Origin of the sequence: Citrobacter pasteurii (assembly GCF_019047765.1) — a bacterium.
Lineage (GTDB): Bacteria > Pseudomonadota > Gammaproteobacteria > Enterobacterales > Enterobacteriaceae > Citrobacter > Citrobacter pasteurii.
On record NZ_CP077262.1, the window covers coordinates 2,187,221 to 2,213,635 of the forward strand.

40 protein-coding genes and 1 pseudogene are annotated in these 26,415 nt (G+C 49.6%); 33 read left to right on the forward strand and 8 right to left on the reverse strand.

Annotation, left to right across the window (positions count from 1 at the left end; genetic code table 11):
- Window positions 1–67: 67 nt before the first annotated feature.
- From I6L54_RS10510 to I6L54_RS10530, 5 genes and pseudogenes are all read right to left on the reverse strand, one after another.
- Window positions 68–2,539, reverse strand: a complete 2,472-nt coding sequence (locus tag I6L54_RS10510) for a 3'-5' exonuclease (RefSeq protein ID WP_052463718.1) — start codon at window positions 2,537–2,539, stop codon at window positions 68–70.
- A gap of 141 nt (window positions 2,540–2,680) precedes the next feature.
- Entirely contained in the window at window positions 2,681–3,019 is a 339-nt protein-coding gene (locus I6L54_RS10515) for an RrF2 family transcriptional regulator (RefSeq protein ID WP_232034684.1), read from the reverse strand.
- On the reverse strand, window positions 3,019–3,357 hold the full coding sequence (locus I6L54_RS10520; protein ID WP_135107954.1) for a hypothetical protein: 339 nt from the start codon (window positions 3,355–3,357) through the stop codon (window positions 3,019–3,021). Before I6L54_RS10520 ends, I6L54_RS10515 begins: the two co-directional genes overlap by 1 nt.
- Window positions 3,358–3,521: 164 nt before the next feature.
- Window positions 3,522–3,659 (reverse strand): annotated as a pseudogene (locus I6L54_RS24560) (hypothetical protein); the annotation flags it as partial.
- Between the two features lie 270 nt (window positions 3,660–3,929).
- On the reverse strand, window positions 3,930–4,337 hold the full coding sequence (locus I6L54_RS10530) for a helix-turn-helix domain-containing protein (RefSeq protein ID WP_040230769.1): 408 nt from the start codon (window positions 4,335–4,337) through the stop codon (window positions 3,930–3,932).
- Between the two features lie 130 nt (window positions 4,338–4,467).
- On the opposite strand from I6L54_RS10530, the gene I6L54_RS10535 reads away from it, so the two are divergent.
- From I6L54_RS10535 to I6L54_RS10595, 14 genes are all read left to right on the forward strand, one after another.
- Window positions 4,468–4,695: a transcriptional regulator gene (locus tag I6L54_RS10535; RefSeq protein ID WP_040230710.1), complete on the forward strand. Its 228-nt coding sequence runs from the start codon at window positions 4,468–4,470 to the stop codon at window positions 4,693–4,695.
- Window positions 4,696–4,697: 2 nt separating this feature from the next.
- Window positions 4,698–5,252, forward strand: a complete 555-nt coding sequence (locus I6L54_RS10540) for a toxin YdaT family protein (protein WP_040230712.1) — start codon at window positions 4,698–4,700, stop codon at window positions 5,250–5,252.
- Window positions 5,253–5,504: 252 nt separating this feature from the next.
- Window positions 5,505–6,416, forward strand: a complete 912-nt coding sequence (locus I6L54_RS24280; RefSeq protein ID WP_040230771.1) for a DnaT-like ssDNA-binding domain-containing protein — start codon at window positions 5,505–5,507, stop codon at window positions 6,414–6,416.
- Window positions 6,328–6,873, forward strand: coding sequence for a replication protein P (locus tag I6L54_RS10545; protein WP_082031712.1), 546 nt, complete (start codon window positions 6,328–6,330; stop codon window positions 6,871–6,873). The genes I6L54_RS24280 and I6L54_RS10545 overlap by 89 nt, the downstream gene beginning before the upstream one ends.
- Window positions 6,874–6,888: 15 nt before the next feature.
- A complete protein-coding gene (locus tag I6L54_RS10550; RefSeq protein ID WP_040230714.1) occupies window positions 6,889–7,305 on the forward strand; it encodes a PerC family transcriptional regulator in 417 nt (138 codons plus the stop codon).
- Between the two features lie 5 nt (window positions 7,306–7,310).
- Window positions 7,311–7,649 (forward strand): DUF977 family protein, encoded by a 339-nt coding sequence (locus tag I6L54_RS10555; protein WP_016150447.1) that lies wholly within the window; start codon window positions 7,311–7,313, stop codon window positions 7,647–7,649.
- The gene (locus tag I6L54_RS10560) at window positions 7,646–7,858 is read left to right on the forward strand and encodes a hypothetical protein (RefSeq protein ID WP_052463720.1); all 213 of its coding nucleotides are present in this window, start codon (window positions 7,646–7,648) and stop codon (window positions 7,856–7,858) included. The genes I6L54_RS10555 and I6L54_RS10560 overlap by 4 nt, the downstream gene beginning before the upstream one ends.
- Window positions 7,859–8,132: 274 nt before the next feature.
- Window positions 8,133–8,423, forward strand: a complete 291-nt coding sequence (locus tag I6L54_RS10565) for a hypothetical protein (RefSeq protein WP_040230715.1) — start codon at window positions 8,133–8,135, stop codon at window positions 8,421–8,423.
- Window positions 8,424–9,323: 900 nt separating this feature from the next.
- Window positions 9,324–9,557, forward strand: coding sequence for a DinI family protein (locus I6L54_RS10570; protein WP_040230717.1), 234 nt, complete (start codon window positions 9,324–9,326; stop codon window positions 9,555–9,557).
- A gap of 45 nt (window positions 9,558–9,602) precedes the next feature.
- A complete protein-coding gene (locus I6L54_RS10575) occupies window positions 9,603–9,848 on the forward strand; it encodes a hypothetical protein (RefSeq protein ID WP_048221170.1) in 246 nt (81 codons plus the stop codon).
- 128 nt (window positions 9,849–9,976) lie between these two features.
- Complete coding sequence (locus I6L54_RS10580; RefSeq protein WP_040230718.1) at window positions 9,977–10,177, forward strand: hypothetical protein; 201 nt, start codon at window positions 9,977–9,979, stop codon at window positions 10,175–10,177.
- A 2-nt stretch (window positions 10,178–10,179) separates the two neighbouring features.
- On the forward strand, window positions 10,180–10,539 hold the full coding sequence (locus tag I6L54_RS10585; protein WP_072041430.1) for a RusA family crossover junction endodeoxyribonuclease: 360 nt from the start codon (window positions 10,180–10,182) through the stop codon (window positions 10,537–10,539).
- A complete protein-coding gene (locus tag I6L54_RS10590; protein ID WP_040230720.1) occupies window positions 10,536–11,576 on the forward strand; it encodes a DUF968 domain-containing protein in 1,041 nt (346 codons plus the stop codon). The genes I6L54_RS10585 and I6L54_RS10590 overlap by 4 nt, the downstream gene beginning before the upstream one ends.
- A 14-nt stretch (window positions 11,577–11,590) precedes the next feature.
- The gene (locus I6L54_RS10595; protein ID WP_052463721.1) at window positions 11,591–12,022 is read left to right on the forward strand and encodes an antiterminator Q family protein; all 432 of its coding nucleotides are present in this window, start codon (window positions 11,591–11,593) and stop codon (window positions 12,020–12,022) included.
- A 134-nt stretch (window positions 12,023–12,156) separates the two neighbouring features.
- Here the strand turns inward: I6L54_RS10595 and I6L54_RS24565 are convergent, their stop codons facing one another.
- A complete protein-coding gene (locus I6L54_RS24565) occupies window positions 12,157–12,246 on the reverse strand; it encodes a hypothetical protein (RefSeq protein WP_420889181.1) in 90 nt (29 codons plus the stop codon).
- Window positions 12,247–12,308: 62 nt separating this feature from the next.
- Entirely contained in the window at window positions 12,309–12,521 is a 213-nt protein-coding gene (gene cspF, locus I6L54_RS10600) for a cold shock-like protein CspF (RefSeq protein WP_072041427.1), read from the reverse strand.
- A gap of 296 nt (window positions 12,522–12,817) precedes the next feature.
- On the opposite strand from cspF, the gene cspE reads away from it, so the two are divergent.
- Window positions 12,818–13,033: a transcription antiterminator/RNA stability regulator CspE gene (gene cspE / locus I6L54_RS10605; protein ID WP_040230721.1), complete on the forward strand. Its 216-nt coding sequence runs from the start codon at window positions 12,818–12,820 to the stop codon at window positions 13,031–13,033.
- Window positions 13,034–13,440: 407 nt separating this feature from the next.
- Here cspE and I6L54_RS10610 read toward each other — a convergent pair whose 3' ends face one another.
- A complete protein-coding gene (locus I6L54_RS10610; protein WP_162835200.1) occupies window positions 13,441–13,611 on the reverse strand; it encodes a YnfU family zinc-binding protein in 171 nt (56 codons plus the stop codon).
- A gap of 345 nt (window positions 13,612–13,956) precedes the next feature.
- On the opposite strand from I6L54_RS10610, the gene I6L54_RS24285 reads away from it, so the two are divergent.
- The 18 genes from I6L54_RS24285 to I6L54_RS10695 all read left to right on the forward strand — a co-directional run bounded on the left by I6L54_RS24285 (window position 13,957) and on the right by I6L54_RS10695 (window position 26,403).
- Window positions 13,957–14,145 carry a hypothetical protein gene (locus I6L54_RS24285; protein WP_040230722.1) on the forward strand — a complete coding sequence of 63 codons (189 nt, stop codon included), beginning with the start codon at window positions 13,957–13,959 and terminating at the stop codon, window positions 14,143–14,145.
- 155 nt (window positions 14,146–14,300) lie between these two features.
- Window positions 14,301–14,579: a phage holin gene (locus tag I6L54_RS10615; protein ID WP_001568784.1), complete on the forward strand. Its 279-nt coding sequence runs from the start codon at window positions 14,301–14,303 to the stop codon at window positions 14,577–14,579.
- Window positions 14,551–15,099 (forward strand): lysozyme, encoded by a 549-nt coding sequence (locus tag I6L54_RS10620; protein WP_040230723.1) that lies wholly within the window; start codon window positions 14,551–14,553, stop codon window positions 15,097–15,099. The genes I6L54_RS10615 and I6L54_RS10620 overlap by 29 nt, the downstream gene beginning before the upstream one ends.
- Complete coding sequence (locus I6L54_RS10625) at window positions 15,096–15,632, forward strand: DUF2514 domain-containing protein (RefSeq protein WP_040230725.1); 537 nt, start codon at window positions 15,096–15,098, stop codon at window positions 15,630–15,632. Before I6L54_RS10620 ends, I6L54_RS10625 begins: the two co-directional genes overlap by 4 nt.
- Before the next feature lie 372 nt (window positions 15,633–16,004).
- Complete coding sequence (gene cspG / locus I6L54_RS10630; protein ID WP_003841958.1) at window positions 16,005–16,217, forward strand: cold shock protein CspG; 213 nt, start codon at window positions 16,005–16,007, stop codon at window positions 16,215–16,217.
- A 10-nt stretch (window positions 16,218–16,227) separates the two neighbouring features.
- Window positions 16,228–16,416 (forward strand): cold shock small protein YmcF, encoded by a 189-nt coding sequence (ymcF, locus tag I6L54_RS10635; RefSeq protein ID WP_082031717.1) that lies wholly within the window; start codon window positions 16,228–16,230, stop codon window positions 16,414–16,416.
- A 73-nt stretch (window positions 16,417–16,489) separates the two neighbouring features.
- A complete protein-coding gene (locus I6L54_RS10640) occupies window positions 16,490–16,720 on the forward strand; it encodes a hypothetical protein (RefSeq protein WP_040230727.1) in 231 nt (76 codons plus the stop codon).
- Window positions 16,721–16,924: 204 nt separating this feature from the next.
- Window positions 16,925–17,098, forward strand: a complete 174-nt coding sequence (locus tag I6L54_RS10645) for a GnsA/GnsB family addiction module toxin (protein ID WP_003841960.1) — start codon at window positions 16,925–16,927, stop codon at window positions 17,096–17,098.
- 288 nt (window positions 17,099–17,386) lie between these two features.
- Complete coding sequence (locus I6L54_RS10650) at window positions 17,387–17,893, forward strand: DUF1441 family protein (RefSeq protein ID WP_016150425.1); 507 nt, start codon at window positions 17,387–17,389, stop codon at window positions 17,891–17,893.
- A 3-nt stretch (window positions 17,894–17,896) separates the two neighbouring features.
- Window positions 17,897–20,014 (forward strand): phage terminase large subunit family protein, encoded by a 2,118-nt coding sequence (locus I6L54_RS10655; protein ID WP_040230729.1) that lies wholly within the window; start codon window positions 17,897–17,899, stop codon window positions 20,012–20,014.
- A complete protein-coding gene (locus tag I6L54_RS10660) occupies window positions 20,011–20,226 on the forward strand; it encodes a hypothetical protein (RefSeq protein ID WP_040230730.1) in 216 nt (71 codons plus the stop codon). Before I6L54_RS10655 ends, I6L54_RS10660 begins: the two co-directional genes overlap by 4 nt.
- A gap of 8 nt (window positions 20,227–20,234) precedes the next feature.
- Window positions 20,235–21,746 carry a phage portal protein gene (locus tag I6L54_RS10665; protein ID WP_040230732.1) on the forward strand — a complete coding sequence of 504 codons (1,512 nt, stop codon included), beginning with the start codon at window positions 20,235–20,237 and terminating at the stop codon, window positions 21,744–21,746.
- Complete coding sequence (locus I6L54_RS10670; RefSeq protein ID WP_040230733.1) at window positions 21,703–23,805, forward strand: ClpP-like prohead protease/major capsid protein fusion protein; 2,103 nt, start codon at window positions 21,703–21,705, stop codon at window positions 23,803–23,805. Before I6L54_RS10665 ends, I6L54_RS10670 begins: the two co-directional genes overlap by 44 nt.
- 72 nt (window positions 23,806–23,877) lie before the next feature.
- Window positions 23,878–24,213 (forward strand): capsid cement protein, encoded by a 336-nt coding sequence (locus I6L54_RS10675; protein WP_040230734.1) that lies wholly within the window; start codon window positions 23,878–23,880, stop codon window positions 24,211–24,213.
- Window positions 24,213–24,569 carry a head-tail joining protein gene (locus tag I6L54_RS10680; protein WP_040230736.1) on the forward strand — a complete coding sequence of 119 codons (357 nt, stop codon included), beginning with the start codon at window positions 24,213–24,215 and terminating at the stop codon, window positions 24,567–24,569. The genes I6L54_RS10675 and I6L54_RS10680 overlap by 1 nt, the downstream gene beginning before the upstream one ends.
- A 1-nt stretch (window position 24,570) precedes the next feature.
- Window positions 24,571–25,227 (forward strand): hypothetical protein, encoded by a 657-nt coding sequence (locus I6L54_RS10685; protein WP_040230738.1) that lies wholly within the window; start codon window positions 24,571–24,573, stop codon window positions 25,225–25,227.
- 11 nt (window positions 25,228–25,238) lie between these two features.
- Window positions 25,239–25,793 carry a hypothetical protein gene (locus tag I6L54_RS10690; protein ID WP_040230740.1) on the forward strand — a complete coding sequence of 185 codons (555 nt, stop codon included), beginning with the start codon at window positions 25,239–25,241 and terminating at the stop codon, window positions 25,791–25,793.
- The gene (locus I6L54_RS10695; RefSeq protein ID WP_040230741.1) at window positions 25,786–26,403 is read left to right on the forward strand and encodes a phage baseplate assembly protein V; all 618 of its coding nucleotides are present in this window, start codon (window positions 25,786–25,788) and stop codon (window positions 26,401–26,403) included. Before I6L54_RS10690 ends, I6L54_RS10695 begins: the two co-directional genes overlap by 8 nt.
- The last annotated feature ends 12 nt before the right edge of the window (window positions 26,404–26,415 follow it).

Here is a 26,415-nt window from a genome sequence, read left to right on the forward strand (position 1 = left end):
TCATCTCTCTGATGGCCTGCCTGTAAAAACATACCAGGCAGGAACCATAAATTGTGAAATTAGAAAATCAGTTTGCGGTCAGACGTTTCCAGATTGCAGAGACGTATTTGACCTGATGCCGGGCGTCAGAAAGTGCATTGTGCAAATCACCTTCAAACGGGATGTCGAAGCGCGGATTGATACCGACAGATTTACCCAGTTCAACCATGGTCCTTACGTCCCTGTCATTCCAGAACGGAACAGCGAAGGGCGTTTCTGTTAACACATACGCGCGGCGGAGAATGACGTTATCAAACGAACAGCCATTACCCCATACCTGAACGGAGTGACTACCGTTAGCAGCATTTTCAGCAATAAAGTCGGCCAGAAGCTCAAGGACTTCGCGCAACCCCATGGCTCCATCAACAAGAATCGCAGAACGGGCTTCCGAAGATTGTTTTAACCACCACTGAATTGTCGAGGCATCCGGTTTCATGCCAAACGACATCGATGACTCTAGACTGACAATCTGGTAAAACTCGGCTCCAGTGTTACCAGTTGAAGGATCAAAAAATACAGCGCCGATAGAGACTATTGGGGCATCAGGGCTGTTGCCCATAGTTTCCATATCAAGCATCAGGTGAGTATAAAAAGCGTTCAGGGGATCTGTATTAATATGGTGAACGGGTTCATTATTCAGGGAAGCTGACGCGTCACCAGTTGCATCAGCGCTTTTAACTGGCAAAACTGCTGTTTCGCTCTGAGACACTTCCGGATTAGCTTTGATTTCGTTGTTGTCAGTTTCTTCCATCTGCACATCGCTGGTGGCTTCCTCTGTATTGGCATGATGTATTTTATCCTCGACGGCGCGCTGGCGTACCTGGTCTACGACAGAAAGCGCTGGCGCTGGCTGGCTCCCCATTAGGCCATCGATGGAGAACACTCCGTTGCCCATGTTGGCGATTGCTGGTTGTTCGACTACAGCGTTCTGTTCAGCTGTGACTTTCTCGTTAATTTCGTTTTCCCAGCTTTTTTCTGGCACGTGACCGGCTGCCGCCAGGGTTTCTTCAGTTGGGTGCTGGTGGTCGGTTTCAGTCAGGTTCTTATTGATGTGACGGCTCAGCAGTTCCGGGAAATGGTGAGCGTTTTCTTTTGCACTGCGAATAAGCGCGAAAATTGCGGCACGGGAATAATCCAGGATGCCAGCGCGTTTGCGCAGGGCGGCGGACCACTCCTTGAACGGGCTTTCGTTTTTAGCAATGATCTCTTTTGCACGACGGAAAACGCCGCCTGGGATATCGTAGATGTTGAAATCCATTGGAAGTGTGGCCAGCGCAATATCAATGTCCAGAGTTTCCAGCGTGTGGACAAGTTCCGGGTTACGATCGGTCTTATTGCCGCCACCAGCGTTGGTTCCGGCATCAGAGCGCTGAATCTGTGAAACACGATTGCCCTTACACCACTCTTTAACCAGCAACCCGCGGTCAATGTGTTCAGTACTGAACCAGGCCTTAAAGAACTGAATTACGGTAGACAGATCCACTCGTTTACCATCAACCGGCAAAATAGTTTTTAGCGCGCTGACAATTTTCCAGATATCAATCTCTGGCGCTTTTCTGAATGGCTCTACGTTCTCGGCTGCAAGCAGCAGGTTTTGCACGTAGCTGTTATCCACATCCAGCTCAAGTTCCTGAATGGTTTTCCTCTGCTCAGTATCAATATGGTAAGCATATTCATCAGAAATAAACTGAGCTAAAAGGCGCTGGCGTAGCGGGAGAGTCGCAACGGTAATGAGTTCTGGCGTTACAGGTGGAACGGTGGGTTCATCACCCACAATTCGTGCTTTCTTATCGTTAACCCACTCCTGCACGGTATGAGTCCGCGCTTTCGGTTCCGCAATCCATTCGGTAATAAATTCCTCGAATGAAGAGACGGTATAGACCAGCTCACGATCGAAGACTTCTTTTATTGCGTTTGCCAGGTTCCACTCGACATGAGCAGAAAGCTCTTTCACAGCCGGCACATTCGCAACGGCCAGTAACAGGTTTTGTACATAGAGATTATTTTCGTCCAGTTCCATTTGTCCGATCTGGATGTGCTGCGCTTCACTGATTTCCTTCTCTTCAGTGTCATTGACCAGGTGCGCAATCAGTCGCTGAGACAGGCGCAGGCGAGATATGGGGCGGAGCAATGCTGGTGCATCGCTGGTGGGTACATTAGTACTGGCGGTTTCAGGTTTTTGCTGGCCGGTAGCCCCCTGATTTTCATTCTCAGGCTTCTGTTTCGGTTGCCATGTTTGCTGGTCTTCTGCCAGTTCGTAACGATCGCACCATGTGTCATCGAGTGCGTTTTCCTCTGGGAGATCGTCAACAACAAACCAGTTGGTGCGGACAGGTAATTGATAGTCAGCGCCACGTCCGACGGCAATACCGTTGTCTTCGAGAATATTGAGGATTTCGCGCTCTGCACGGGAATCTGATTTCGCAGAGAACCAGCAAAACAGGTTTTTTGCCTCAGTTGCTTTCGCTTTGGCTTTAATAAGATACGCATACGTTAACATTGCGTTCGGGCTCCATTGGATTGTAAGATACCCGGCAGCTGATGATCGCCGCCTAAGGTAGTGGTTATTGGTCAAAACTCGTTCCGGAAAGCTTTGGTCGGCTGACCGGGTACTTAACCCGCCTTGCGCGGGTTTTGTGCTTTATGGGGTAGGTGATTTTCCCTGCGCCAGATGCGCGACGGGGACCCACTCCAGAGCATTCAGCACGGGTTCAAATGAATCAGGCGTGTTTGTTACGGCGCGAACGACGTCAGCCACGCTGGGGTTTGCTTTGCTAAGGTGGTACCCGCCACCAGCGCCACGCTGGCTGGTGACGATTTCACTGGTGCGCAGTTTCGAGAAAATCTGCTCGAGGTAAGACACAGACAGCTTTGATTCCTTACTGATCGATGCGATGGAAACAGGGCTGCCGTTGTAAATTCTGTTGAGAATGGCAACGACCTGAACTGAAGCCACCACACGTTTCATTCCAAATTCCATCACGCATCCTTTGCCGGTTCGCGACCGTATCCTGGGTTATCGTTTAAGGCGTCATTCAGAACTTGCATTGCCTCATTATGTGGGAGAGTCAGAGCAAGTTTGATCGCCGTTCCAAGAGCTTCAGCCGCACATTCAAATTTACGAGCGAGCCTGGCCGTTTCATCAACTTGTTCGCCCATCGCTTCCATTTCAAAGTTGTGCTCAGTCCAGACTTCATCCATCACATCACTTTCAACTTCTTCACGTAATGCTTCTTTTACTTCCAGAACAGGCAAAACCCCGATTAATGCCTCTGCTGGTGCGCTGCTGAAGCGCAATGCCAGATCGTTCGCTGACATAAAAACCTCCGGAAAAAAGCCCGCCACGGGACGGGCAAAGAACACTTTTCCAATTTAACCAGAACAGGTCTTCGTCTCCTGTTTGGTTACGATGGTGGTATTACCATCACAATGCCCTGTGCACCGGGCATGAGGCTGGCAACAGCCATTGGTCAAACTCGTTATTAACGAACTGCAGTCTGTTGGTCGGCAGACGGGTCGCCCTTCTGGGCAAGCATGTAGCAAATCAGTCGAATGATTACTTCAATGCGATTTAGATGTACGGCCTGACACCGCACTGGTTTACGTGCGAAATCGATCATGGATTTATCCTCTTGTGTTGCCCTTGTCGCCAGGCTGGCGGAACGTTGAACCTGCTGCGTGTTAATGCCTGCCATCTCATCCGGTGATTCGTATGCCGCCGGCAGCTACTTCGTGGGCGTCCTGCCTTGATGACTTCTTTTGCGTTGGGAGTAGTATTATCGATTGAATCGATATATGTCAAATTAAATAGATATGCATAGGTGTGAATAACTCACCGAATAGTATATCGGATTGATTTTTCGAGGTTTATGAAGGTTGAAGGAATGGTGTTATTCGTTACTCGGGATTATTTTTCGTTTTTTTAGGTAAGCAGTAGCAACATCATCAAGCTCTTGCAGCCGTAGTTCGATCAACTTAATAATTTTTTCTCTTTCATCATCAGTAGGCAAAAGCTCAAATTGCTCAAGTAGCTTTTGTTCCTGATCTGACTGAGGTTGTCGTTTTTTGTCTGATGCAATTACAGGGATAGCGTCGGTTTCAGTTTCCTCAAGAAAAAACCAATAAAGCGGAAAGCCTGTAGCGGACTGAAGTCTATCTAGAATGTCAGCTCTTGGAAGTATATTGGAGTTACACCAGCCATTTACTGACTGGGCTTTTACTCCTAATCTGCGTGCCAATTCCGATTGAGAGATTCCAAGATCATGGATGGCTTTTTGTAATCGCTTTCCGAAGTTCATATTCCTAGCCCGCTCAAAAACATACATTCGATTATACAGATTTTATCTGTAGCTCAACCTATCGATATAATTTGACGATATCGAAATAATTTGATTTACTCATATCTCGTTCACTTCCCGAGATATGCCAATGAATCTCTCAACGCAAAAGAAAATGTTAGCAATATGCAGTCAGGCTGAACTGGGACGTCGTCTAAATCGACGAGCTCAAACAGTTAATGGATGGTTTAAGAAAAAGGTTCCAGGCGAGCTAGTTGTTCGTGTATCCAAGGCTGTCCACTGGCAAGTTACCCCTCACGAATTGCGTCCGGATCTTTATCCAAACCCCACTGATGGTTTACCTCAAAAGGAGGCTTAATCATGCAATCAGCTACGTATCAACATCATAGCCAACGCTTAGCTGTTCCATTGAAAACGCAAAATCATTTTAAACCCCAGCGCCGTGACAGCATCCAGCACCGTGTCATATTGGCCGCCGTTCGTGAATGGGAATCGACATTACCAGGACAGGCACAGGAACGGATCGCTCAGCTGGTGGCAGAAGAGTGGGCCAAAGCAGATGGCCGTGGAATTGCTGTTAATAAACAGAATTTATTCCGGTATCTGAAAAACGAAGGGGGATCAGAAAAATACACGGCTTACGTTATGCAGCTGTCAGGTTCAATCATTGCTGCTATGCCAGTTCAGATTGCCAGAAAGCACGGGTTAAGTAATGCGAGCACAGAAGCGGAGCTGGTGGCCAGCGCTATCAAAGAATGCAGCGAGGCACACCAGGCCAAATTAATCGGCGCTCCGTTACAGAAGCTCGAGAAGGAAATTCGTGAAGCGGCAATCGCATTGTTCAACATGCTACCAGCTGACGCGGCGGGACCACTACTGGCGAGTTTAAGCGCCGTAGCGCCGCAATTGTTTTAATCGAGTTTTGACCAATGACCATTATTACTGCAACTCGCGGGGTGAAGTATGCCTAATCCTTTGGCTAAGGCCATGCCTAAGAGTAAGGCTAGCAACGAGCCTTACCGGAAGGTGAAGATCACCATGTGGGATGATCCGAAATTTCGAGCCTTATCACCACTCCCGCCAAGTGGGCAGAGTCTGTTTATTTACCTGCTAACTGGTCCATTCACGGGGATCATCCCCGGTCTGTATAAGGCGGGGAGGGCTGCTATGGCTGAAGAATTAAACTGGGATGTTGAAGCCTTCGACTTAGCCTTAGGCGAAGCCATAGCGTTAGGTATGGTGGAAGCCGACCTTAAAGCCAGAGTTTTTTGGTTGCCTAATGCGGTCAAACATAACCCGCCAGCATCAGTGAACGTGATCAAATCATGGGCGAGATCGTTTGAATTACTGCCTGAATGTTCACTGAAAGATAAAGCATATGAAGCTCTCAAAGCCGCCTGTTACGGGGTTTCTGACGCTATGGGGATGGCTTTTGATAAGGCTTTCGCCTTGCCTAAGGATAAGGCTAAGTCTTTGGCTAAACCTTTGCCATCAGGTATCCAGAAAGCAGTTAGCAGTAAACAGATCTTAAACCCCTCTCTTAACGCGGGCGCGATGAAAAATTCGAATGGGGAGGAACTACCATCCACGGCCATGCCCCGATATCTGGACGGTGTTGATGAACCGATCGGGAAATTCAGCATGACAGATAGCTGGCTTCCCTCCAGAGACTTCCGACAGCGTGCCGCATCGTGGGGTATCTCCCTGCCTGAACCAGATTACCTTCTGACTGAACTCGCAGAATTCACCGCGTACTGGGAGTCGGAAGGGAAAGTTTTTACGCAAATCCAGTGGGAACAAAAATTTGCCCGACATGTAGCCCGGGTGAGAACGCAGGTAAAACCAGAAACCGGAGGTAACAGTCATGTGGGAACAGGATCAGAACCAACAGCATCCCGGGCAGTTCAGCAAATTCAGTCAGCCCACGCAGAGTGGCGCCGCAGGAATGGACTTGATGGCGACGGAAACAGCCTGGCGTCTGTGGCAGGTCATGGGGGAGGTGTATTCGAATCGATGGACCCAGAAGAACGGGGCGGAGCCTTCGCCTATCTGGATAGCCCAGATAGGTTCGATGACTGAACAGCAAATTCGGCTGGTCTGTCAGCAGTGCATGGAGCGCTGCGCAATGGGAAATACATGGCCGCCTGACCTTGCTGAGTTTGTTTCTCTGGTTTCGGAGAGTGGAGCTAATCCATTCGGACTGACGTCGGAACAGGTTATGACGGAATACCGGCGCTGGCGCAATGAGTCATATCGGTATTCAGGTAGCGATAAATATCCATGGCCTCAGCCAGTGCTGTATCACATCTGCATCGAAATGCGCAGAACCGGTGTAGAACGACAAATGACAGAGGGGGAGCTGAAACGTCTGGCGGAAAAGTTACTTACGAAGTGGTCGAAGCATGTTGGTAATGGACTAAGTGTGCCACCAATTCGACGTCAACTGGCGGCGCCGCACCATCCGGCGGGACCAACGCCAGCGCAAATACTGATGGAAGAATACAAACGCCGCAAAGCGGCAGGTTTAATTAACTAAAACGAGTATTGACCAATGACCATAGAAATCTCTCAGAAAGACCGGGTAGCGATAGTGGTGCGCCATACCCCGAACTGCATATTACGTGACGTATGTGAAGCACTGGATATTCCATCCGGTACCGCAGGTAAGTTTCTGCGCGCGTTGACTATTAGCGGCACAGTTCTGCGAACTCACAACGGAACTCAGTATGTTTATAACATCGCTCCGGATGCAGAATTACCTGACGTAAAACTGCCCTTCATGGAAGAGAAAAGCGATCCGGTTGAAACGCAATTAGCGGAGAAAATGGCGAAAGACCTGCAGTCCCGAGGACTCTGGCGGCGCGCGGCAAAGGTATATACCGACATGTTAGACATTGCCCGTAGTTCAGCTGAAGTTTCACGTATAGCGCAGCAACGAAATGAATGCCTGCGTATGGCCCGGAGGTGATCAGCATGCCAAGGCCAAATACACCAGAAGAGCAGGCAGCACTTATCCGGGTGATCATCGAAGAGGTGAAAATCCGCGGACGCTTAACCGTTAGCGAGGCATCACAGATGTTGTCGCTGCACCGTCAGACTGCTGAGAAGTATTTCCGTGTAGCAGCTGAACGCGGAGAACTCATTCGTTACGGTCGTCTTGGTTTGTTCAGGGACCAGAAGGCTGTGATTGATTTCGATCTCCAACGTTTTTCATACGGATCGAGTAAGCCTGTGATTGAGTTACCAGCAGATTTTCGGGGAAGTGCGGTTATGCGCCGGGTTATAGATATCGTGGGGAGAATGCCAGCATGAAACCGTCATACGAAGAATTAGAGAAAAAATGTGCATTGCAGCAATCGAAACTTGCTGCGTTAAACGAGTTGATGGAGGGCGTGGAAAAGGCCTGTGATGTTGCAGAAGCTGGTATCGAAAATCTGCAATTGCAAAACGAAGAACTGGCAGTACAGCTTGCTAATGCCGAGAGCAGTGCAGGGAGCTGGCGGCGGAGAATGCGGGGCTGAAAAATTTCATCATTAACGATTGTCATGTTGCACACATCGAGCCGGAAACTTTCTACGAAGAGGAGATTACCCGTTACGTCAGCGCCGATGGTTACGAGCCAGAAACCCCAGCCACTGACGCTTTCCTGGCCGAAGTGCGGGCACAGGGTGTGGAAGGATTCTTGAAGTTTTGCGGTGAGGAAAATTCCGTATTTGTCGAGACTAAAGCTTACTACCGTTCGCTATCGGATGCGGTTGATGAGCTCTCCGCCCAACTTCGCCAAGGAGTGCAGTCATGAGCGACGCCATCAAGGTGCTGAATTATGACCATTCCGACCCGGACAAAATGCGCCTACCAAAAGGTTCGAGTTGCGGTAACTGCTATCACATCCGGCGCTGTAAAGCCATGTTCGGACACACCGAAACGGATATCTATTGCGACTGGTCGCCATCTCGTTTCATTCCCGTGAAGACTGAAGTTGCCGCAGCTGGCATTGATGTGAAACCTGCAATTGGCCAGCGTACCGGAAAGAACGATAAAACCCACTGGATTATCTTTGTGAAGGACTTACTCACAACCATATGAACCGAGACTTAGCAGGAATGAGCTAGTTTTTGTGACATATATCAATAAATTATTGTTGCAATGTTAATTATCAGAGTGTGTGACCGCATTTACATACTATGAATGGATAATCGTGTGGAGTATTTATGGTTTCATCAGTGAATCGTAGTGGGTATGGTTATGTTGACAGTTATAATTATCTTAAAGATGGAGCAGCACCTCCAGCCTCTAAGTCAACATCAGGTCAAATCTGCCCTCAGACGGGTTTATGGAAAAACGAGTCATATAAGGTTGTGACAAGTGTTGATAAGGGCGAGGTAATGCCCCAGTTCCAGGGGAAGGATATAGAGTGGGAGATTGAACTAAGCAGTCCAAATGGAGATGAAGTGTAGTGCGAGGACTGATTTGAAAAAAAATGAGATTACGTTTAAGTTTTTCAAAGGGATGACCGCATTTTACATTTGATAAGATGCGTCACATCTTGTTGCAGCACCTCGTATAATAATAGGTTCGATTTCTCTTCTTTTAGCCCGCCCATGTCCGAGTGGGCTTTTTTTTACATCTTCGCTTCATGATTTCTGCTAAGCACCATCAGTAATTTAAACAGATTAGGTGATAAGTATTTGCAGATAGGCAGGCCGATCCGATAGCGTAGAGAGGCTAACCAAAAGGCCACCATAGTAGTTTTACTTTTTGTTGTATAGCCACCATTAGCTGAATCTCTGGTAAGGGCTAACCTGACGAAGTTTTGTCAGCAGAAACAAATAGCGTCTTAATAAAACATTGCTAATTCAACCCGCTACGGCGGGTTTTCTTTTTTTACTACTGACAGAAATTTAACAATTTGTGCTCTTAAGCCGTTGATCATTTTCGTGTGTAGGTATACTGTATAAAAACACAGTATATGCAGTGGAGGCCATTATGAAAGTTGAATTAACCATTGATCGCATGAAAGAACTTCCTAAAGGCGCGGTACCAGCACTGGAGAAAGAATTGCTTAAGCGCCTGAATGATCACTATGACAATTGCAGGCTCACAATCCGCCGTGCCGGGTCAGATGGGTTAAATGTTTTAGGCGGTGACAAGGACGACAAAAAGAAAATTGAATCAATCCTCCAGGATACCTGGGAAAGCGCTGACGACTGGTTTTATTAATTATTTTGGGTGTTACTTTGATCCCGTTTGCATGGGGGAGTTTAGGTGAAAGAAAAAGTAGAATTGCCCAAAAAAGGCTACGCAGTCATCAGATGTCACGATGGGGTCATCGTTGCCAGACTGCAATCATTTCCAGAGTGTGAGCGCGCCCTGATGTACCGTCGCGGTAGCATGGTGTCTTTCATGCCTCTTCAGGATAATGAAATTATTGGTACACCTACGTTGTTTACTCAGATGCTGGAAAGGGCTGGTTATCGCGTTACCCAGAATTCTGTTACACTCCCGTCATAGGCCTGAACAACCTATACCTGCTGCGCCACAGGAGAAAGCCCCATGGCGCAAGATCAATTCAAGAAATCCCACGTACTGACGTTAACCAACGCCAGCGATTTTCTTTTTGCCGCATCCAGAGGTGCGTTATGAAGAAAAGCTGGTTTCAACATACCCAACTCACCACTGAGCAGGCTGACGAACTGGAAGCCCGCTATCACGCAAAGCAGATTAAGACCGTGCGTAGTCTGGATAATGACTTCGTTCATTGGACGATCAGCGCGTTCTTGCCAGAGGTATCTAAGCCTCCGCGTCAGGACAGAACCTGGCAACAACGGACATGGAGGTGAATGTGAAAGTCTACGATATCACCCCAATGGGTAAGCCCAGAATGACGCGCGCTGACAAATGGAAAAAGCGCCCTGAGGTTCTGCGTTACCGGGCTTTCTGTGATGAAGTACGTCTGCAGAGTGTTGATCTGCCGGAAAGCGGTTCGCATGTCACCTTTATTCTTCCGATGCCGGCGAGCTGGAGCAAAAAGAAACGGGCTGAGTTAAACGGTAAACCACACCAGGCTAAACCTGATTTCGACAACATGATGAAAGCCCTGATGGATGCCATCTACGAAGATGACGCTCACATCTGGGATTCACGAGTCACTAAATTATGGGGAGAGAAGGGACAAATAATTATCGGGGAGATAGCAGAATGAGGGCGCTGCTAAAACCCGTGGTTGCACGTGAGCTTGGAATTGTGCTGCTCAAGCCGGGCAGTGAGCTGATGTCATTATTCAGTTGTGAACGCGTGCTGGTGGAAAGCCAGCCAGCAGGTATGGAGCGTTTGCCTGCAGGCCGCGTTCCTGACGTTCGCCAGCCGCTTGCGTGTGACGAGTCCCTGCGACCGTTCTTCCTGGACGAAAAGGTTACAAAGGCTGCTGGTGGGTTAGGTGGTCTTGATTACTGGCTTATGCGTTATGGCGGTAACTGCTGCCAGTGGCCACACAGTGATTACCATTATCATGAGTTAACCATCCTACATCATGAACCCGGATCGGTTCTTCTGTGTGGGCATTGTGATAACCATCTGCGTGACCACTACAGCGAGCAACTTGCAGAGCTGGCGAGACGTAATGTTATTAACTGGATTATCAACAGCATCATGGTGGCGCTGAATCAGGATCCTTCCAAAGAATTGTCGCTGGCGGAGCTTTGCTGGTGGGCGGTACGTATGGGGGTTACCGACGCAATTCCCGAATCAGTAGCCGGTCGGGCGCTTCGTATTCCTTCGGAAGAACATCAGTCAGTCATGCGTGAATGCGATATCGAACCGGGTGTAACCGCCACCAGCATCATTACAGCTAAAGCCAGCACAGTAAACGTGAAAATGCCACCAGCGCAGGCACCAGCGGTTAAGCCCGTTGTTGGTGTTCTGGTCGATCCTGAATCCCCGCAAACTTATATGAAACGTCCAAAGCGGATCCGCTGGACGGCTCCCAGATATCTGGCATGGATTAAAACTCAACCCTGCGAATGTTGTAGGCGACCGGCAGATGATCCGCATCACCTGATTGGCCAGGGACAGGGGGGGATGGGAACAAAGGCGCACGACTTGTTTGTTATACCACTGTGCAGAGAACATCACGATGAGTTGCATGCTGATCCTGTGGCATTTGAAGCGAAATATGGTGACCAGTTGATGCTTGTTTTTCGCGTTATAGATCGTGCGCTGGCAATCGGCGTACTGGCATGAATAGAGGAGATAACATGCGAGATATTCAGATGGCTTTAAAACGATGGGGCGGTTGGGTCGCTAGTGATAGTTCAGGAGTGAACTATTCTCCAGTAGCAGCAGGATTCAAGGGGCTGTTGCCCCAGACATGCAAAACCAGATTGTCTTGCAGTGATAACGATGGGTTAATTATTAATTGCGCAATGGCCAGACTTAAGAAACATGATCCTCTTTTGTGTGTGATGCTTGAATGGTATTACGTCCATTGTATTCCCGTTCGTGTTATGGGGAAAAAGTTGGGAATTTCCCATACGCAAGTATTAAAGCGACTGCAGGCTGCTGAGGGTTTTATTGAAGGTTGCTTGGCGATGGTGGATGTAACTCTGGAGATGGATATAGAATGCCCGAGAAAAAATACTGGCACATATAAAGCAAAAAGGGTTGTGGAATTCCAAAAAGCTATTTAGTCTGTTAAGTATTGTTATTTCGCACCGCAATTTGTAATGACATCTGCTTGAATTTGCAGTGTTTTCCAGATGATACCATGATTCCTAGCCCCTGCTTTCAAGCTGGGGCCAGCAGGACGCGGCGAACTAACAGGTTAGATGAAAAGAAGTATAGTCGCTATCAGCGTGCAGCATGAGCTCTTAAGACCTGTCAGCCAGTCGTTTAAGTAGATTTTCGGATACATATGAAACTCTCCCTGTTTTTAAATTATCTATTATGATTCCAGAAGTCAGAGGGGGCTACAAGTCATGAGAGATATACGTTCGCTGCCGACGGGCCTCGAAGACCATTTATTCGACAAAACTCAACGCGTAATCCGGGAAGGAGTACTTCTGAGTCACGGAGGTTTAGAGCTGAAATGTGAAGCTGCACATCTTTGCGACCATCGGAGGGGGAGATTAGACCTTTTCCGCTTTTGCAGTCAAAGGCTGTGACAATACCTGTCATTTTACGAGACAAAAAAATTCCTTAAAGCTAATAACGAGGTGCACTATACACATGCTCATAGATAATGCCAGAAATACTTTTCGGCCATCGTGAGATCTGGATGGCTAAAATAAATATTGATTATTATATACGCCCATGCGTTAATGATTGTGTCGGTTTTAAGATCAGACAAAATACAAAGTAGTTTACTAAAGCAGTTCTCATTTCAGGTGTTGTATATTTATCCCTTCTTTGAGTCTCTCCACTAAGCGCTAAGTAGTTTCTGTAATAAAACCATGTTCGCCGGAAGGCCAAATTAAGGAATGAAAATGTCAAATAAAATGACTGGTTTAGTAAAATGGTTTAATGCTGATAAGGGATTCGGTTTTATCTCTCCTGCAGATGGTAGTAAAGATGTATTTGTTCATTTCTCTGCTATCCAGAGCGATAATTTCCGCACCTTGTTTGAAGGCCAAAAAGTCTCATTCTCCATTGAGAATGGTGCTAAAGGTCCGGTTGCCGGCAGTGTAGTTATCACAGAGTAAAATCCTTTTTTTGTCTGTATGCGATAACGATGACGGCTAAGGCCTGAGTAGATATACTGACAGAAGTAATGGATGTATTGTTGGATCAGTAGCGTTAGAATGTTACTGATCCAGCATTAAAGGCAACGGTGAGCATATTTCATCTCTATCTTGAAAAGAAAGTATACTGACCATTGTCGTTGAGTGTAGGTTCACTGCACGGAAAGTTTAACGGTAGAGACTAACTGCTTGCCTTACACTACTAAAGTATGCAAGGGGATGGTTTTCCCAGATATCATCATAATTACTATTCATTGAATATGAAAATACTAAACCCGCAGCCAGCGGGTTTTTTATTATCTGTAACTTGAATAATCTTAAAATACAGACGTAGTGATTCTGTGCGAGAAACGGTATCTCAAACAGATTCAGGCTGCTTCTTTTTGATTCGTCTGGAATACTTTATTGCAATGAGGACAGATTAAAAGGGAACCTTTTTGTACTCTTGAAAAACTGTGTTCAGATTGCTGGGTACAGTTTGGGCAGGTACATTTGACAAGATAGTTACGGCGTGATTTAGAGTCTTTACGTTCTGACATAGGCTTTTCCTTGATGGATGGACTTCAACTTTACCTTAATTTGCCCAGGAAATCTTAATTTTATGAAAAGATAGGAAGCTGATAAAAATATCGGTGACTGAATTGATATAGCCATTAGTAAGGTAACGCGCATAGATTGATTGTAATGAGTCGCCGAGAAGATAGTGGTTAGCGGTGAATAGCACTAAGAAAAAGTCTCGTAAAGAACCTGAGTATGAGAATGCCCCTATCTGAGAAAACGGACAGTGACCTAATGGGACGTCTCACCCTTGTCCGTTGTGTTTTCTTGCACAAACAGCATATGAGTCTTCCTTTACAATATGATTTTTAGTTATTGGGGGAGATATGAAGGAAGGGTATTACTGGATTCAGCATGTCGGTGTTGTACAGGTAGCGTACTATACGAATGACACTGTTGATGATCTGGAAACAGGTAAAACAATCACAGGTGTCTGGCATCTGACCAGAGGCGATGACATTTGCCATAACGGTGAAGCTGAGGTGCTACAAGGCCCAATCACTCCACCAATGTAAACACCCGTACTTACTCCGAGGCTGCCGCATGGCGGCCTTTTTCATTTCAGGCTCACGGGTATCACTCACTACGTGCTTTGTTGATAAATCCAGCACGTGAAGCCTGACCCTTTTCATACACACACAGCGCCATCCGAAAAATCGGAGGTGAGGCTATGACCAGAATGAGCACCATTTACAGCAGACTTTCATATGGAACAGGAACCACGCTGACCGGCTGCGGTGTATCAGCGAAGGCATATGCCGAAACAGCTAAAACAGCAAAAGAGGTGTCCTGGATGTTGGCCGACAGAATTGCAGGGTTAAGCCTGAGCGACTGGGCAATTATTGTCGGTATCGCATGCACAGTTATCACCTGTGCAGTGAACTGGTATTTCCGCTGGAAAGAACGGGAGGATCGGCGCAATGGCTATGCCACCAAAGCTGAAGAATAAACTGAGTGCAGCTGTCGTTGGTTTGATTCTTGCCGGGGCATCCGCGCCCGTTATTCTCGATCAGTTTCTGGATGAGAAAGAGGGGAATAGTCTGACGGCGTATCGCGACGGCGGAGGGCTCTGGACGATTTGCCGTGGCGCCACGATGGTTGATGATAAGCCGGTAGTTCAGGGCATGAAACTGTCTGCTGAGAAGTGCGCCCAGGTGAATGGCAAAGAACGCGACAAGGCGTTGGCGTGGGTTGAGCGAAATATCAAGGTACCACTGACCGAACCACAGAAAGCCGGGATCGCATCTTTCTGCCCATATAACATCGGTCCCGGAAAATGCTTCCCGTCTACTTTCTATAAGCGAATTAATACAGGAGACCGTAAAGGTGCATGTGAAGCCATTCGCTGGTGGATTAAAGACGGTGGTCGCGATTGTCGCCAGACCAAAGGCCAGAAAAATGGCTGCTATGGGCAGGTAGAGCGACGAGACCAGGAAAGCGCGCTGACGTGCTGGGGGATAGACCAGTGAGCCTGCGCTATCAGTTTATTGCCATTTTGCTGCTGGTGGCCGTCGCATTCATCGGCGGAAATGCCTGGAGTAACCGTGGCTGGGAAAGTAAGTGGGCGGAACGTGATAGTGTGGAATCATCGCAAATGGCGAACGCGCAGACCGCAGCCCGCATGATTGAACAAGGGCGAATTATTGCTCGGGATGAGGCCGTTAAAGATGCACAAGCACAAGTCGCTAAATCTGCTGCCACTGCTGCTGGCTTGTCTGCCACTGTTAGCCAGTTGCGCACCGAAGCAACAAAACTTGCCACCAGCCTGGATGCCGCAAAGCACACCGCAGATCTTGCCGCTACCGTCAGAAGCAAAACAGCCAGAGCCGACGTCACAATGCTCGCCGACATGCTCGGAAATATTGCAGCAGAAGCTAAATATTATGCTGAGATTGCTGACGACCGCTTCTATGCCGGATTAACTTGTGAACGCGTATATGAGGTTATGAGAAATACCAATAATGGACGCATAGAAAAAAGGCAAAATAAAGATAAAAATTAAGAGGTTGGCACTTTTACATGTGATGGATATGAATTATCCAATGAATGAAATACGACTCATCCCTGAGTCAAAATCCCTGACAACTTAGGATGCTAGATAAAGGTCTTAAGCAGCATGACATGATTTTCGATTTAAGCTATTTAAATTAATTTTTATGCTCAAAGTTATGTGTTATTTCCTTACAAAACTAAATCTTGCTATGTTTGGTTAATCATGCGTTAATGAATCTCTGGTTTGTTACGAATTTATCTGAAGCAGTCGCTGAAGTAATTTTATTCCTTGTTCCTGTTGAGATTTCCTTGTTAGCTTTTCTCTCTGATAATTTTTTTCGGACCAATCTGCCCAAGGGCCCACTCAATTAAGGTAATGATTATGTCTAATAAAATGACTGGTTTAGTAAAATGGTTCAATCCTGAAAAAGGTTTTGGGTTTATCACCCCTAAGGACGGCAGTAAAGATGTGTTTGTACACTTCTCTGCTATCCAGAGCAATGATTTCAAAACTCTGAATGAGAATCAGGAAGTTGAATTTAGTGTTGAACAGGGACCCAAAGGACCCTCGGCAGTTAATGTCGTGGCTGTATAAGGTAACTGTTATTACTAATAATATTCACTTCAGATGCCCGTGTTGTCACGGATCTCAATACAGAACGTCAAACTTTGATGTTACTGAAAAAAATCCTTTCGGAGCAAAATGTATTTTTTGCAAATCAACAATGATAACATTTGATAATGTTGCACTATACATTCGTTCTGGTCAGTCTTCGTTAGATTTTAGAAAATAAATTTCAGGCTCCTTATGGAGCCTTTTTTGTATGCTTAACTGTTCATTTATGTAAGAACCATCACGGTATAATTATGAAAAAAGTAATTGTTTTTTTTAACTCAGAACCGGCAGTAGTTGTATCTGTAATGAAGGGTGTTACGACGATAATGCGTGAGTTTCCCAATGGAGAAAAAGCTCATTTATCCGTGATGTCTGCGGGATTCCCATCTCTGACTGGAGACCATAAAATAGTTTATGTGGCTTCTGACCGTGATGTCAGTTCCGAAGAGATTCTCGAGGCTGCATCGAAGCTTTTGAGATGAGAACTGGTTGTTTCGTGACCTACCCGGATTTTAGTACAGTAGTTTGTGGGGGCGCGAGCTCTTTTGCATGAAGATTGTACTGCAACCTCTTGATAATTGAGTCTTTCCATTCTATCTTTTAAACATGTCAGCGCTTATACAAGTGCTCCACGGGGAATGTAACATGCTTGGCGTTGATACGTTAGAGATCAAGAGAGGTAAACAATGAACGTCGAAGATTTAAAAAGAAAAACTGAAGCGGATATTTCTGAATTCATCACAAAAAAAATTATTGAACTCAAAAAGAAGACGGGAAAAGAAGTTTCCGACATCCAGTTTACTGCTCGTGAAAAAATGACTGGGCTTGAAAGCTATGATATTAAAATTACATTAATCTAATTGGTATAAGACTCAGTTCGAGTGAAAAGCATTATCTTGAAAGGTAATGCTTTTTTATTTCTGTCATAAAATTTAGAACGTTGTCAAAGCCTTCACTTCTAAGCATAGATTTTCTGCCTACCTTTTAACGGGTCCTTCTGGCGATTCTGAACACCGAGGGGGCGAGGACACGCGGAAAACGGCTGGTTTTTTGCATTTTATCGGCATCATCATCATTCCCTTAACTTGTTGATATTTCAGTCGTGAAATTATTCACGATGTCGAAATGGTTAATTATTGTTCATCATCATGGATAACGAACTGAAAAACCTTCGCCTCAATATCAATCAGCTGGCAGCGGTGACCGATCTTCATCGTCAGACGATCGCCAGCAGGCTGAATAATGTTGAGCCTGCGCCTGGCAGTAATTCTCGTCTCAAACTTTATTCTGTTGTCGATATTCTCCGGGAACTGCTGGGCCGTACCACGGCACCCGAGCTGGTGGATATCGATAAGATGTTACCGCCGGATCGTAAGGCGTGGTTTCAGTCCGAACGCGAGAGGCTTAAATTCCAGCAGGAAACAGGTGAGTTAATTCCGGCATCGACAGTGACCCGAGAATTTTCATCGATGGCAAAAGCTGTCGTTCAGGTGCTGGAAACGCTGCCGGATATTCTTGAACGTGATTGCGCGATGACGCCTGCAGCTGTCGTTCGGGTGCAAAAAGTCATTGATGACCTGCGGGATCAGATAGCCCTGAAGGTTGAGCAGGCAGATACGCCGGAACAGGAGGACAGTTCGCCAGAAGAGGAGTAAGCCATGCGACAGGCCACGGCGGCGGAGCTAAGAAAAAACACTGCCGGGATCATCAGAGCACCGCGTCGAATGCCTGTAGCCGAAGCCGTACATAAATATATGCGTGTTCCGGTCGGCGTGGGTAACTCTGTTGAGTGGGATCCTAATCTTGCCCCTTATGTTGTGGAGCCGATGAACTGCCTGGCATCACGCGAATATGATGCTGTCATTTTTGTTGGCCCTGCCCGAACGGGTAAAACCATTGGTCTGATTGATGGCTGGGTGGTGTACAACGTTGTCTGTGATCCGTCTGACATGCTCATCATTCAGATGACGGAAGAAAAAGCGCGTGAACACTCAAAAAAACGTCTGGCCCGAACATTTCGTGTCAGCCCGGAGGTGGCATGCCGGCTGAGTCCTTCACGCAACGACAACAACGTCCATGACCGGACTTTCCTTGCCGGGAACTACCTGAAGATAGGCTGGCCGTCTATCAACATCATGTCCTCCTCAGATTTTAAGTGTGTGGCGCTGACGGATTACGATCGCTTCCCGGAAGATATCGACGGGGAAGGGGACGGATTTTCGCTTGCTTCAAAACGTACCACCACCTTTATGTCGGCGGGGATGACGCTGGTCGAGAGTTCACCGGGCAGGGAAATCACCAATACAAAGTGGCGGAGAAAGTCACCTCACGAAGCTCCTCCCACGACCGGGATCCTTTCTTTATATAACCGCGGCGATCGTCGTCGCTGGTACTGGCCATGTCCACATTGCGGGGAATACTTTCAACCGGCCATGGAGGCGATGACAGGCTACCGGGAAACGTCTGACCCGGTAAAGGCCAGCGAAGCGGCGCATATTGATTGTCCGCATTGTAGCGGCATGATTACCGCCGACAGGAAGCGGGAACTGAACGGAAAGGGTGTCTGGTTGAGAGAGGGACAGACTATCGACCGTGAGGGCAATATCACCGGAAAAGCCCGACGCTCGCGCATTGCCTCGTTCTGGATGGAGGGACCAGCGGCGGCATACCAGACATGGGCGCAACTGGTCTACAAATTACTGACGGCGGAACAGGACTATGAGGCCACTGGAAGCGAAGAAACGCTCAAGACGGTAATAAATACTGACTGGGGGCTTCCTTATCTTCCCCGTGCAGCCAGTGAGCAGCGACGTGCTGACGTGCTTATGCTGCGGGCAGAAGACTATGGCAAACGGCTTGTGCCGCCGAAAGTCCGTTTTCTTCTGGCGTCGGTGGATGTGCAGGGCGGGAAGAAGCGCCGTTTTGTCGTCCAGATCATCGGGTACGGTGAAAACGGCGAACGCTGGCTGGTGGACCGCTATAACATCCGCCAGTCCCTGCGCTGTGATGAAAATGGTGAGGCACAGCAGGTGCATCCCGGATCCTATCCGGAAGACTGGCAACTGCTCATCACGGATGTCCTCGAAAAAACCTATGCGTTGCAGTCAGACCCTTCACGACGGATGCCCATTCATGCAATGGCTGTCGACAGCGGCGGGGAAGATGGGGTAACGGATAACGCCTATAAATTCTGGCGCCAGTGTCGTCGTGACGGACTGGGTAAACGGGTTTACCTGATAAAAGGTGACAGCACCCGACGCCAGAAAATCATTACCAAAACGCACCCTGACAACACAGGCCGAAGCGATCGCCGGGCGGATGCGCGTGGTGAGGTTCCGGTATATCTGTTGCAGACAGACCTGCTGAAAGATCAGCTCAGTAACAACCTTGAGCGTGAAACACCCGGTGCCGGGTATATCCATTTTCCTGACTGGCTGGGAGAGTGGTTCTACGAAGAACTGACCTACGAAGAACGCGGTACGGACGGAAAATGGCGCAAACCCGGAAAAGGTAATAACGAAGCCTTTGACCTTTTCTGTTATGCCCACGCCGTCGCTGTCCTGCGTGGTTATGAAAAAATCCGGGACTGGGAACAGCCCCCGGTATGGGCTGCTGCTCAGGAGAGTAATTCAAACATCATTGACGGGGAGCACCCCAGGGAGATTGCTGTGAAAAAAGCGGTACCTGTACGTTCGTCTCCTGTTCCTGAATCTGAACAGTCCAGCCCGTTATCTGGTGGCTGGCTGGGTGTCAGTGGTAACGGAGGCTGGCTGTGACGAAATCAGAAGTTCAACAGATGCTGGTAGCTGTGCGCCAGGCTTACCGGGATTCTCTGGATGGTAAAAGCGTGTCATTCACGGGGGTTAATGGCCGGGCAATCACCAACCATGACCCTACAGCCCTGCGTGACGAGCTTGAATATTGGGAAAGGCGCTGGCGCGCTGTCTCAAACCGCAGCGGCTCGTTCAAACTCGCTAACTTTCTGTAAGGCAAATCATGGGATTTTTTGAAAAGGCACTGGGCGCAATATCGCCCGGGTGGGCGGCATCACGCGCACAAAACCGACTCAGACTCAGAGCCTATGAGGCAGCAAATCCGACTCGCCTGCATAAGGGGAAACGTGAGTCCAGGTCGGCGGACACCGCTGTATTTGCAGCCGGTACTTCATTACGAGAACAGGCCCGCTGGCTGGATGAAAACCATGATCTGGTGATTGGTCTTTTTGACAAGATGGAGGATCGGGTTATCGGTGCTCACGGGATCCACGTTGAACCGCAGCCGCTTGATCTTGAAGGTAATCTTCACTCTGAGTTTGCTGGTCAGTTATCCGCGCTCTGGGCGGAATGGTCGGTTCGTCCGGAAGTGACCGGGATGTTTACCCGTCCGGAAGCAGAGCGGCTTTTGTTACGTTCAGCACTGCGTGATGGTGAAGTGTTTACACAGATGGTGCGGGGAAATGTAGCCGGTTTGCAGCATTCAACCCAGGTACCGTTTTCTCTAGAACTGCTGGAGGCGGATTTTGTTCCGTTTAACCTGAACAGTACCTCCGGGCAGCAGATCCGCCAGGGGATTATTGTCAATGCCTGGGGGCGACCGACGGGCTACAGAGTTTATAAGAACCATCCTGCCAGTTTTGCGGGACTCAATGCTGATTTAAAAACTGTTTCGGCTGACAGCATGCTGCACCTGGCTATGCGTAAACGGCTTCACCAGTTAAGAGGGATCAGCCTCATCCATGGCGTGATCACCCGGCTCTCCGATATTAAGGATTATGAAGAGAGTGAGCGCGTGGCGGCACGTATTGCGGCGGCGCTGGGTTTCTATATCAAACGTGGGGATGCTCAGTCTCTTGATACAGAAACCGAGTTTTCAACACCGGGTGGACAGCGCCATTACGATATTGCGCCGGGGATGATTTATGACGAGCTAAAGCCAGGCGAGGATCTGGGCATGGTTGAGTCGAATCGCCCGAATGTTCATCTGTATGAGTTCAGGAACGGTCAGATGCGCGCTGTGGCTGCGGGGACTCGTGGCAGTTATTCCAGCATCGCGCGGGATTACAACGGCACCTACAGTTCACAGCGGCAGGAGCTGGTAGAGAGTTTTGAAGGTTACAACGTGCTGCAGCAGTGGTTTGTTGGGCAGCAAAGCCGTCCTGTATACCGAAACTGGCTGGCAATGGCATTGCTCAGCGGCGTTACCATCCCCAAAGATGTCGACAAAAAATCCCTTTACAACGCGCTCTATCTTGGGCCAGTCATGCCATGGATTGATCCGGGAAAAGAGGCTGCAGCCTGGAAGGCGATAGTCCGTGGAGGGGCAGGTACAGAAGCCGAATGGACGCGTGCACGTGGCAAGAATCCGCAGGAGGTGAAACGCCAGCGTCTCCGGGAAACCCAATTCAACCGAGAAAACGGGCTGGTGTTTGACTCAGACGCCGCCAACGATAAAGGAGTGCTCCCTGATGCAGCAAATGATAAGCCCGCCCCGTCGCGGGATGATGATTAATCCCTGTGCCAGTGTGGCTGGTATCGATGCCGCAAACGGTCAGTGCTGGTATGAGATACGCGCCCTGGCTGCCGGGCGGGTGGAAATATTTCTCTATGACGTGATCGGCGGCTGGGGGATTACCGCTCAGCAGTTTGTCTCCGACTGTAAGGAGGCCGGAGTGTTTGAGGCCAGCGCCGTCGATCTGCATATCCACAGTCCGGGCGGCGATGTGATGCAGGGATTTGCCATCTTTAACACCCTGTCCCGTTTGAAGGCGAAGCTGGATATCTGGGTGGACGGCGTGGCTGCCAGTATGGCTTCAATGATTGTCTGCCTGCCCGGTGCCACGGTGCATATGCCTGAGAATGCCTGGCTGATGGTGCATAAGCCGTGGGGTGGGATCGCCGGGGATTCCGATGATATGCGTGACTACGCTGCCTGGCTTGATCGTAATGAAGCGCTGATGCTCAGTGCCTACATGAACAAGACCGGGCTGGGGCAGGAAGAACTGGAGTCGATGCTGAAAGCTGAAACCTGGCTTAATGGCGCGGAGGCGGTGGAAAAAGGCTTCGCTGACACGCTTGAACCAGAACTGCAGGCCGCGGCTTGTGTGAATCAAAATAAACTGAAGGATTACCAGAATATGCCAGAACAGATTAAAAACCTTTTTGGGCCGCGTGCCGAAGGCCCTGCAAGTCAGCCGCAACCCGCACAAAACCCGGTGCCGCAGGCCGCAAATAACCCACCGGCACATCAACCCACCCAGCAACCGCTGGCAGGAAATATCGACATTACCGCGCTGGCCGCCCAGCTCCAGCAGCAGATGCAGGCGGCGAATACTGAACGAGTAAGCGCAGTTTCCGCTGTGTTTGATGCGTTTCCTGCTTTCGGCTCTCTGAAAGCAGAATGCATCACGGATATTTCCTGCTCAGCGGAACAGGCCCGCACCAAATTGCTCAATGCGCTGGCGGCCGGTACAACGCCGAGTGCCGGACCTGGAGCGGTTCACATCCATGCAGGCAACGGTAATCTGGTTGGCGACTCCATTCGTGCGTCCATTATGTCTCGTGCAGGATTTGCCCAGGCAGAGAAAGACAATGCCTATAACGGCTATACCCTGCGTGAGCTGGCGCGCGCGTCGCTGGTGGATCGTGGTATTGGCATTTCCGGCCATGCGACGCCGCTGGCGATGGTGGGACTTGCCTTCACCCACAGCAGCAGCGATTTCGGCAATATTCTGATGGATGTTGCCCATAAGGCAGCGCTACAGGGCTGGGATGAGGCAAATGAAACCTTCGACCAGTGGACCCGCAAAGGCACACTGACCGATTTCAAAACCGCGCACCGTATCGGTCTGGAATCCTTCCCGACCCTACGCAAGGTGCGCGCCGGGGCGGAATATAAGTATGTCACCCTGAAAGATCGCGGTGAGCCGATTGCGCTGGCGACCTACGGCGAATTGTTCAGCCTTGATCGCCAGACCATCATCAACGATGACATGGACATGCTGACGCGCATCCCTATGGCGATGGGGGGGGCGGCGCGCGCTACCATCGGCGACCTTGTGTGGGCGGTGCTGACCAGCAATCCGAAAATGTCGGATGGTAAGCCGCTGTTCCATGCAGATCACGGTAACCTCATTGCCGCCGAACTTAGCATTGATGGTCTGGACAGTGCTCGCAAGGCTATGAAATTACAGAAATCCGGAGAGCGACATCTTAATATCCGACCTGAATTTGCACTGACGCCTGTGGCGATTGAGTCACGTGCGAACCAGTTAATCAAGTCTGCCAGTGTGCCCGGGGCAGATGCCAATAGTGGTATTGATAACCCGATCCGGAACTTTGCCACGGTACTTTCAGAGGCGCGACTGGATGACAGCAGCCCGACGGATTATTACCTGTCGGCTGCGAAGGGGCGCGACACCATTGAAGTGGCGTATCTGGACGGTATCGACACGCCGTATCTGGAACAGCAGCAGGGCTTCACTGTGGACGGTGCCGCTTTCAAGGTGCGCATTGATGCGGGTGTGGCCCCGCTTGACTGGCGCGGGCTGGTTAAAGTCACCAAAAAATAACGACCGCCGCCTGGCGGTTTTTTTATCCCTGAAGGCGGCGCTGGTCGCCTTTTCCTTTTATGGAGAAAAAACATGGCGAATAACTATCAGCAGGACGGTACCACACTGGATTATCACAATGCGGGTGTTGATGCCGTTTCATCCGGTGCGCTGGTGGCGGTCGGCGGAATTGCCGGGGTGGCACACAGCGATATTCCTGCTGGCGAGTGGGGAACACTGCATATGGCCGGTGTTTTTGTGCTGCCTAAAGCGGCAGAAGAAATTGCGGCAGGCCAGAAACTGTATCTGGCTGGCGGCAAGCTGACGGTGGCAAAAGGCGATGATGCAACGCCAAACCCGGTTGTTGGTTCCGCCTGGGGAGCAGCTGAGGCAGATGATGCTGATGTTGCCGTCCGCCTGGGGTTCTGATGAGCCGGTTCCGGGAGCGTTTGGCTAAAGCAGATGCCCGGATTAACCGGGCGTTTGCCGAAGAAGTCCCTGCATGCCTGCAAACGGGTGAAGGCCCGCGTCTGGTGACCGTGATTTTTGAATCACCGGATGCGCTGTCGGGTGTACCGGGCGGCGGGGAAATTCAGAACCATTCCCCGGCGTTCAGTGCAATGACTGCGGATATTTCCGGTCTCGAAAAACATGACGGTGTGGTGATCAATACCATCCCTTACCGGGTGACACATATCGGCGCGGATGAAGAAGGGCGGACCCGCGTCACGCTGGCATATGGGGAACCCGGCAAAACACAGCCTCAGATCGATAAATGGAGCTGATATGGCGCGGGAGTCTCGACTGCGGCGGGATTTACCCGTCGATATTGATGTGGATGTTATCTGGCGAATTGCGGACAGTATCGGTGCGACGCAAAAACAGTTCCGTGCAGCATACTCGCGCGCGCTCAGGCGTACTGCCGCCACGCTGCGAAAGAAAGCGATGGCGGATCTGAAAGACGGGCTGGCCCCACGCAGTATGGATCTTGTCCGGCGCCGTCTGCTGTCTTTTCGTCTGGACAGGGGATCACAACTGGATAACTTCCGGCTCTGGTTCGGGCTGAATGCCATTAAGGTGAAAGACCTTAAAGGACGAATCAACGGGCGGCTGCGACCGCACCATACCCGGCGTGACCGCAACACGGGGCGTTTTATTAAAGCGCGCCGCCAGGCAGAAAACGCCGGATTTTCCCCGAAAGGTAATCTGCTGAGCGAACGGTCGTTTGAAAACGGGGAGGTGTCCCGTTCAAAACGGGATAATCGCCGGACGGTGGTTATTCGCGATCCCCTGACCCGCCGGACACGCGAAGCAGAAATGGATATCTACGAACCGATGCTGAACTACATCGAGGACAACGCATTTGCGGAAGCGATGGAGATTTTTATGCATCACTTTGAAACCGACATTCGCGGGCGCGTAAAAGCCCGTATTTCTGTCTGAGGTAACGAACGATGGCCGAGCCACTGTTGCTGGGGCGGTATCACGATGCTGTGACTGACGCATTAAAAAAAATCGGATGGGTGCGTGATGCCGGTGCGTATCCGGAAAGGAATGTTCCCCGCTTTTCGGGCCTGACCACGCCCGCGGTGTATTTCTCGATTAACAGCTGGGAACAGGGCGGAGGTAATGAGGGGCAACTGGGCGTTAATTTAACCTGTGATCTCTTCGTGGTGGTGGATGCCGCCGGATCGGGTGTGAGTCAGCCTGAGATTTTTGTCAGAACCGCTGCGGCCGATATTACCCAGTGGATTGACGGGCAGCAGTTTGGTCTGGGGCATATTGAGCCTGCGGTATTCACCACGGCTGAACGTGATGAGTTTGATCCGCGAATGGATGATTATCTGGTCTGGCGTATTTCATTCACCCAGGCGGCTGCATTTGGTACTGACCCCTTTGCAAACAACGGCATTCCTCTGCAGCAGGCCTGGCTGGGTGCTGCACCTGATACGGGCCGTAATCACGTGGATGACTATCAACTTATCTGGGAGGCTCAGCCCGATGAGTGATATAGCAGGCGACCTGCAGCGCAGGCTGGCGAACCTTGTCCGGCGCGGCGTTATCCACTCCGTCAGGCACGATCGCATCCCAAAATGCCGGGTGGATTTGGGGGATATCATCACGACCTGGCTGCCGTTGTGCCAGGGGTTTTCCGGAACTAACCGCGCTGATTCAAATCCTTATGCCGTGGGGGATGCGGTTACGGTCCTGTCCGAAGCCGGAGATCTCAACAACGGGCGGGTGTTTCCCGGATGGAACACGGGAAAGCTGCCGGTGCCGGAAGGAAGTGACAGCGAGCACATTACCCGTTACAGCGACGGGACCGAGATCCGTTATGACAGGAACGCGCATGCCCTGACGATTACGCTGGCTGATGGTGGAACTTACAAAATTGTCGGTAAAGGCACGCTGGATGGTCCGGTTGAAATTACCGATACCCTGACAGTTCAGGGCAAAACCTGGATTAATGCTGACACGTCGGTTACAGGGAATATCGGGGCGTCAAAGGAGATAACGGATAAATCCGGCAGCATGAGCAAGATACGTGAAGTCTTTAACAACCACGATCACCGCGGCGACAGCGGCGGGCTCACCGATAAACCTAATCAGAAAATGTGACCTGCTGCGGCA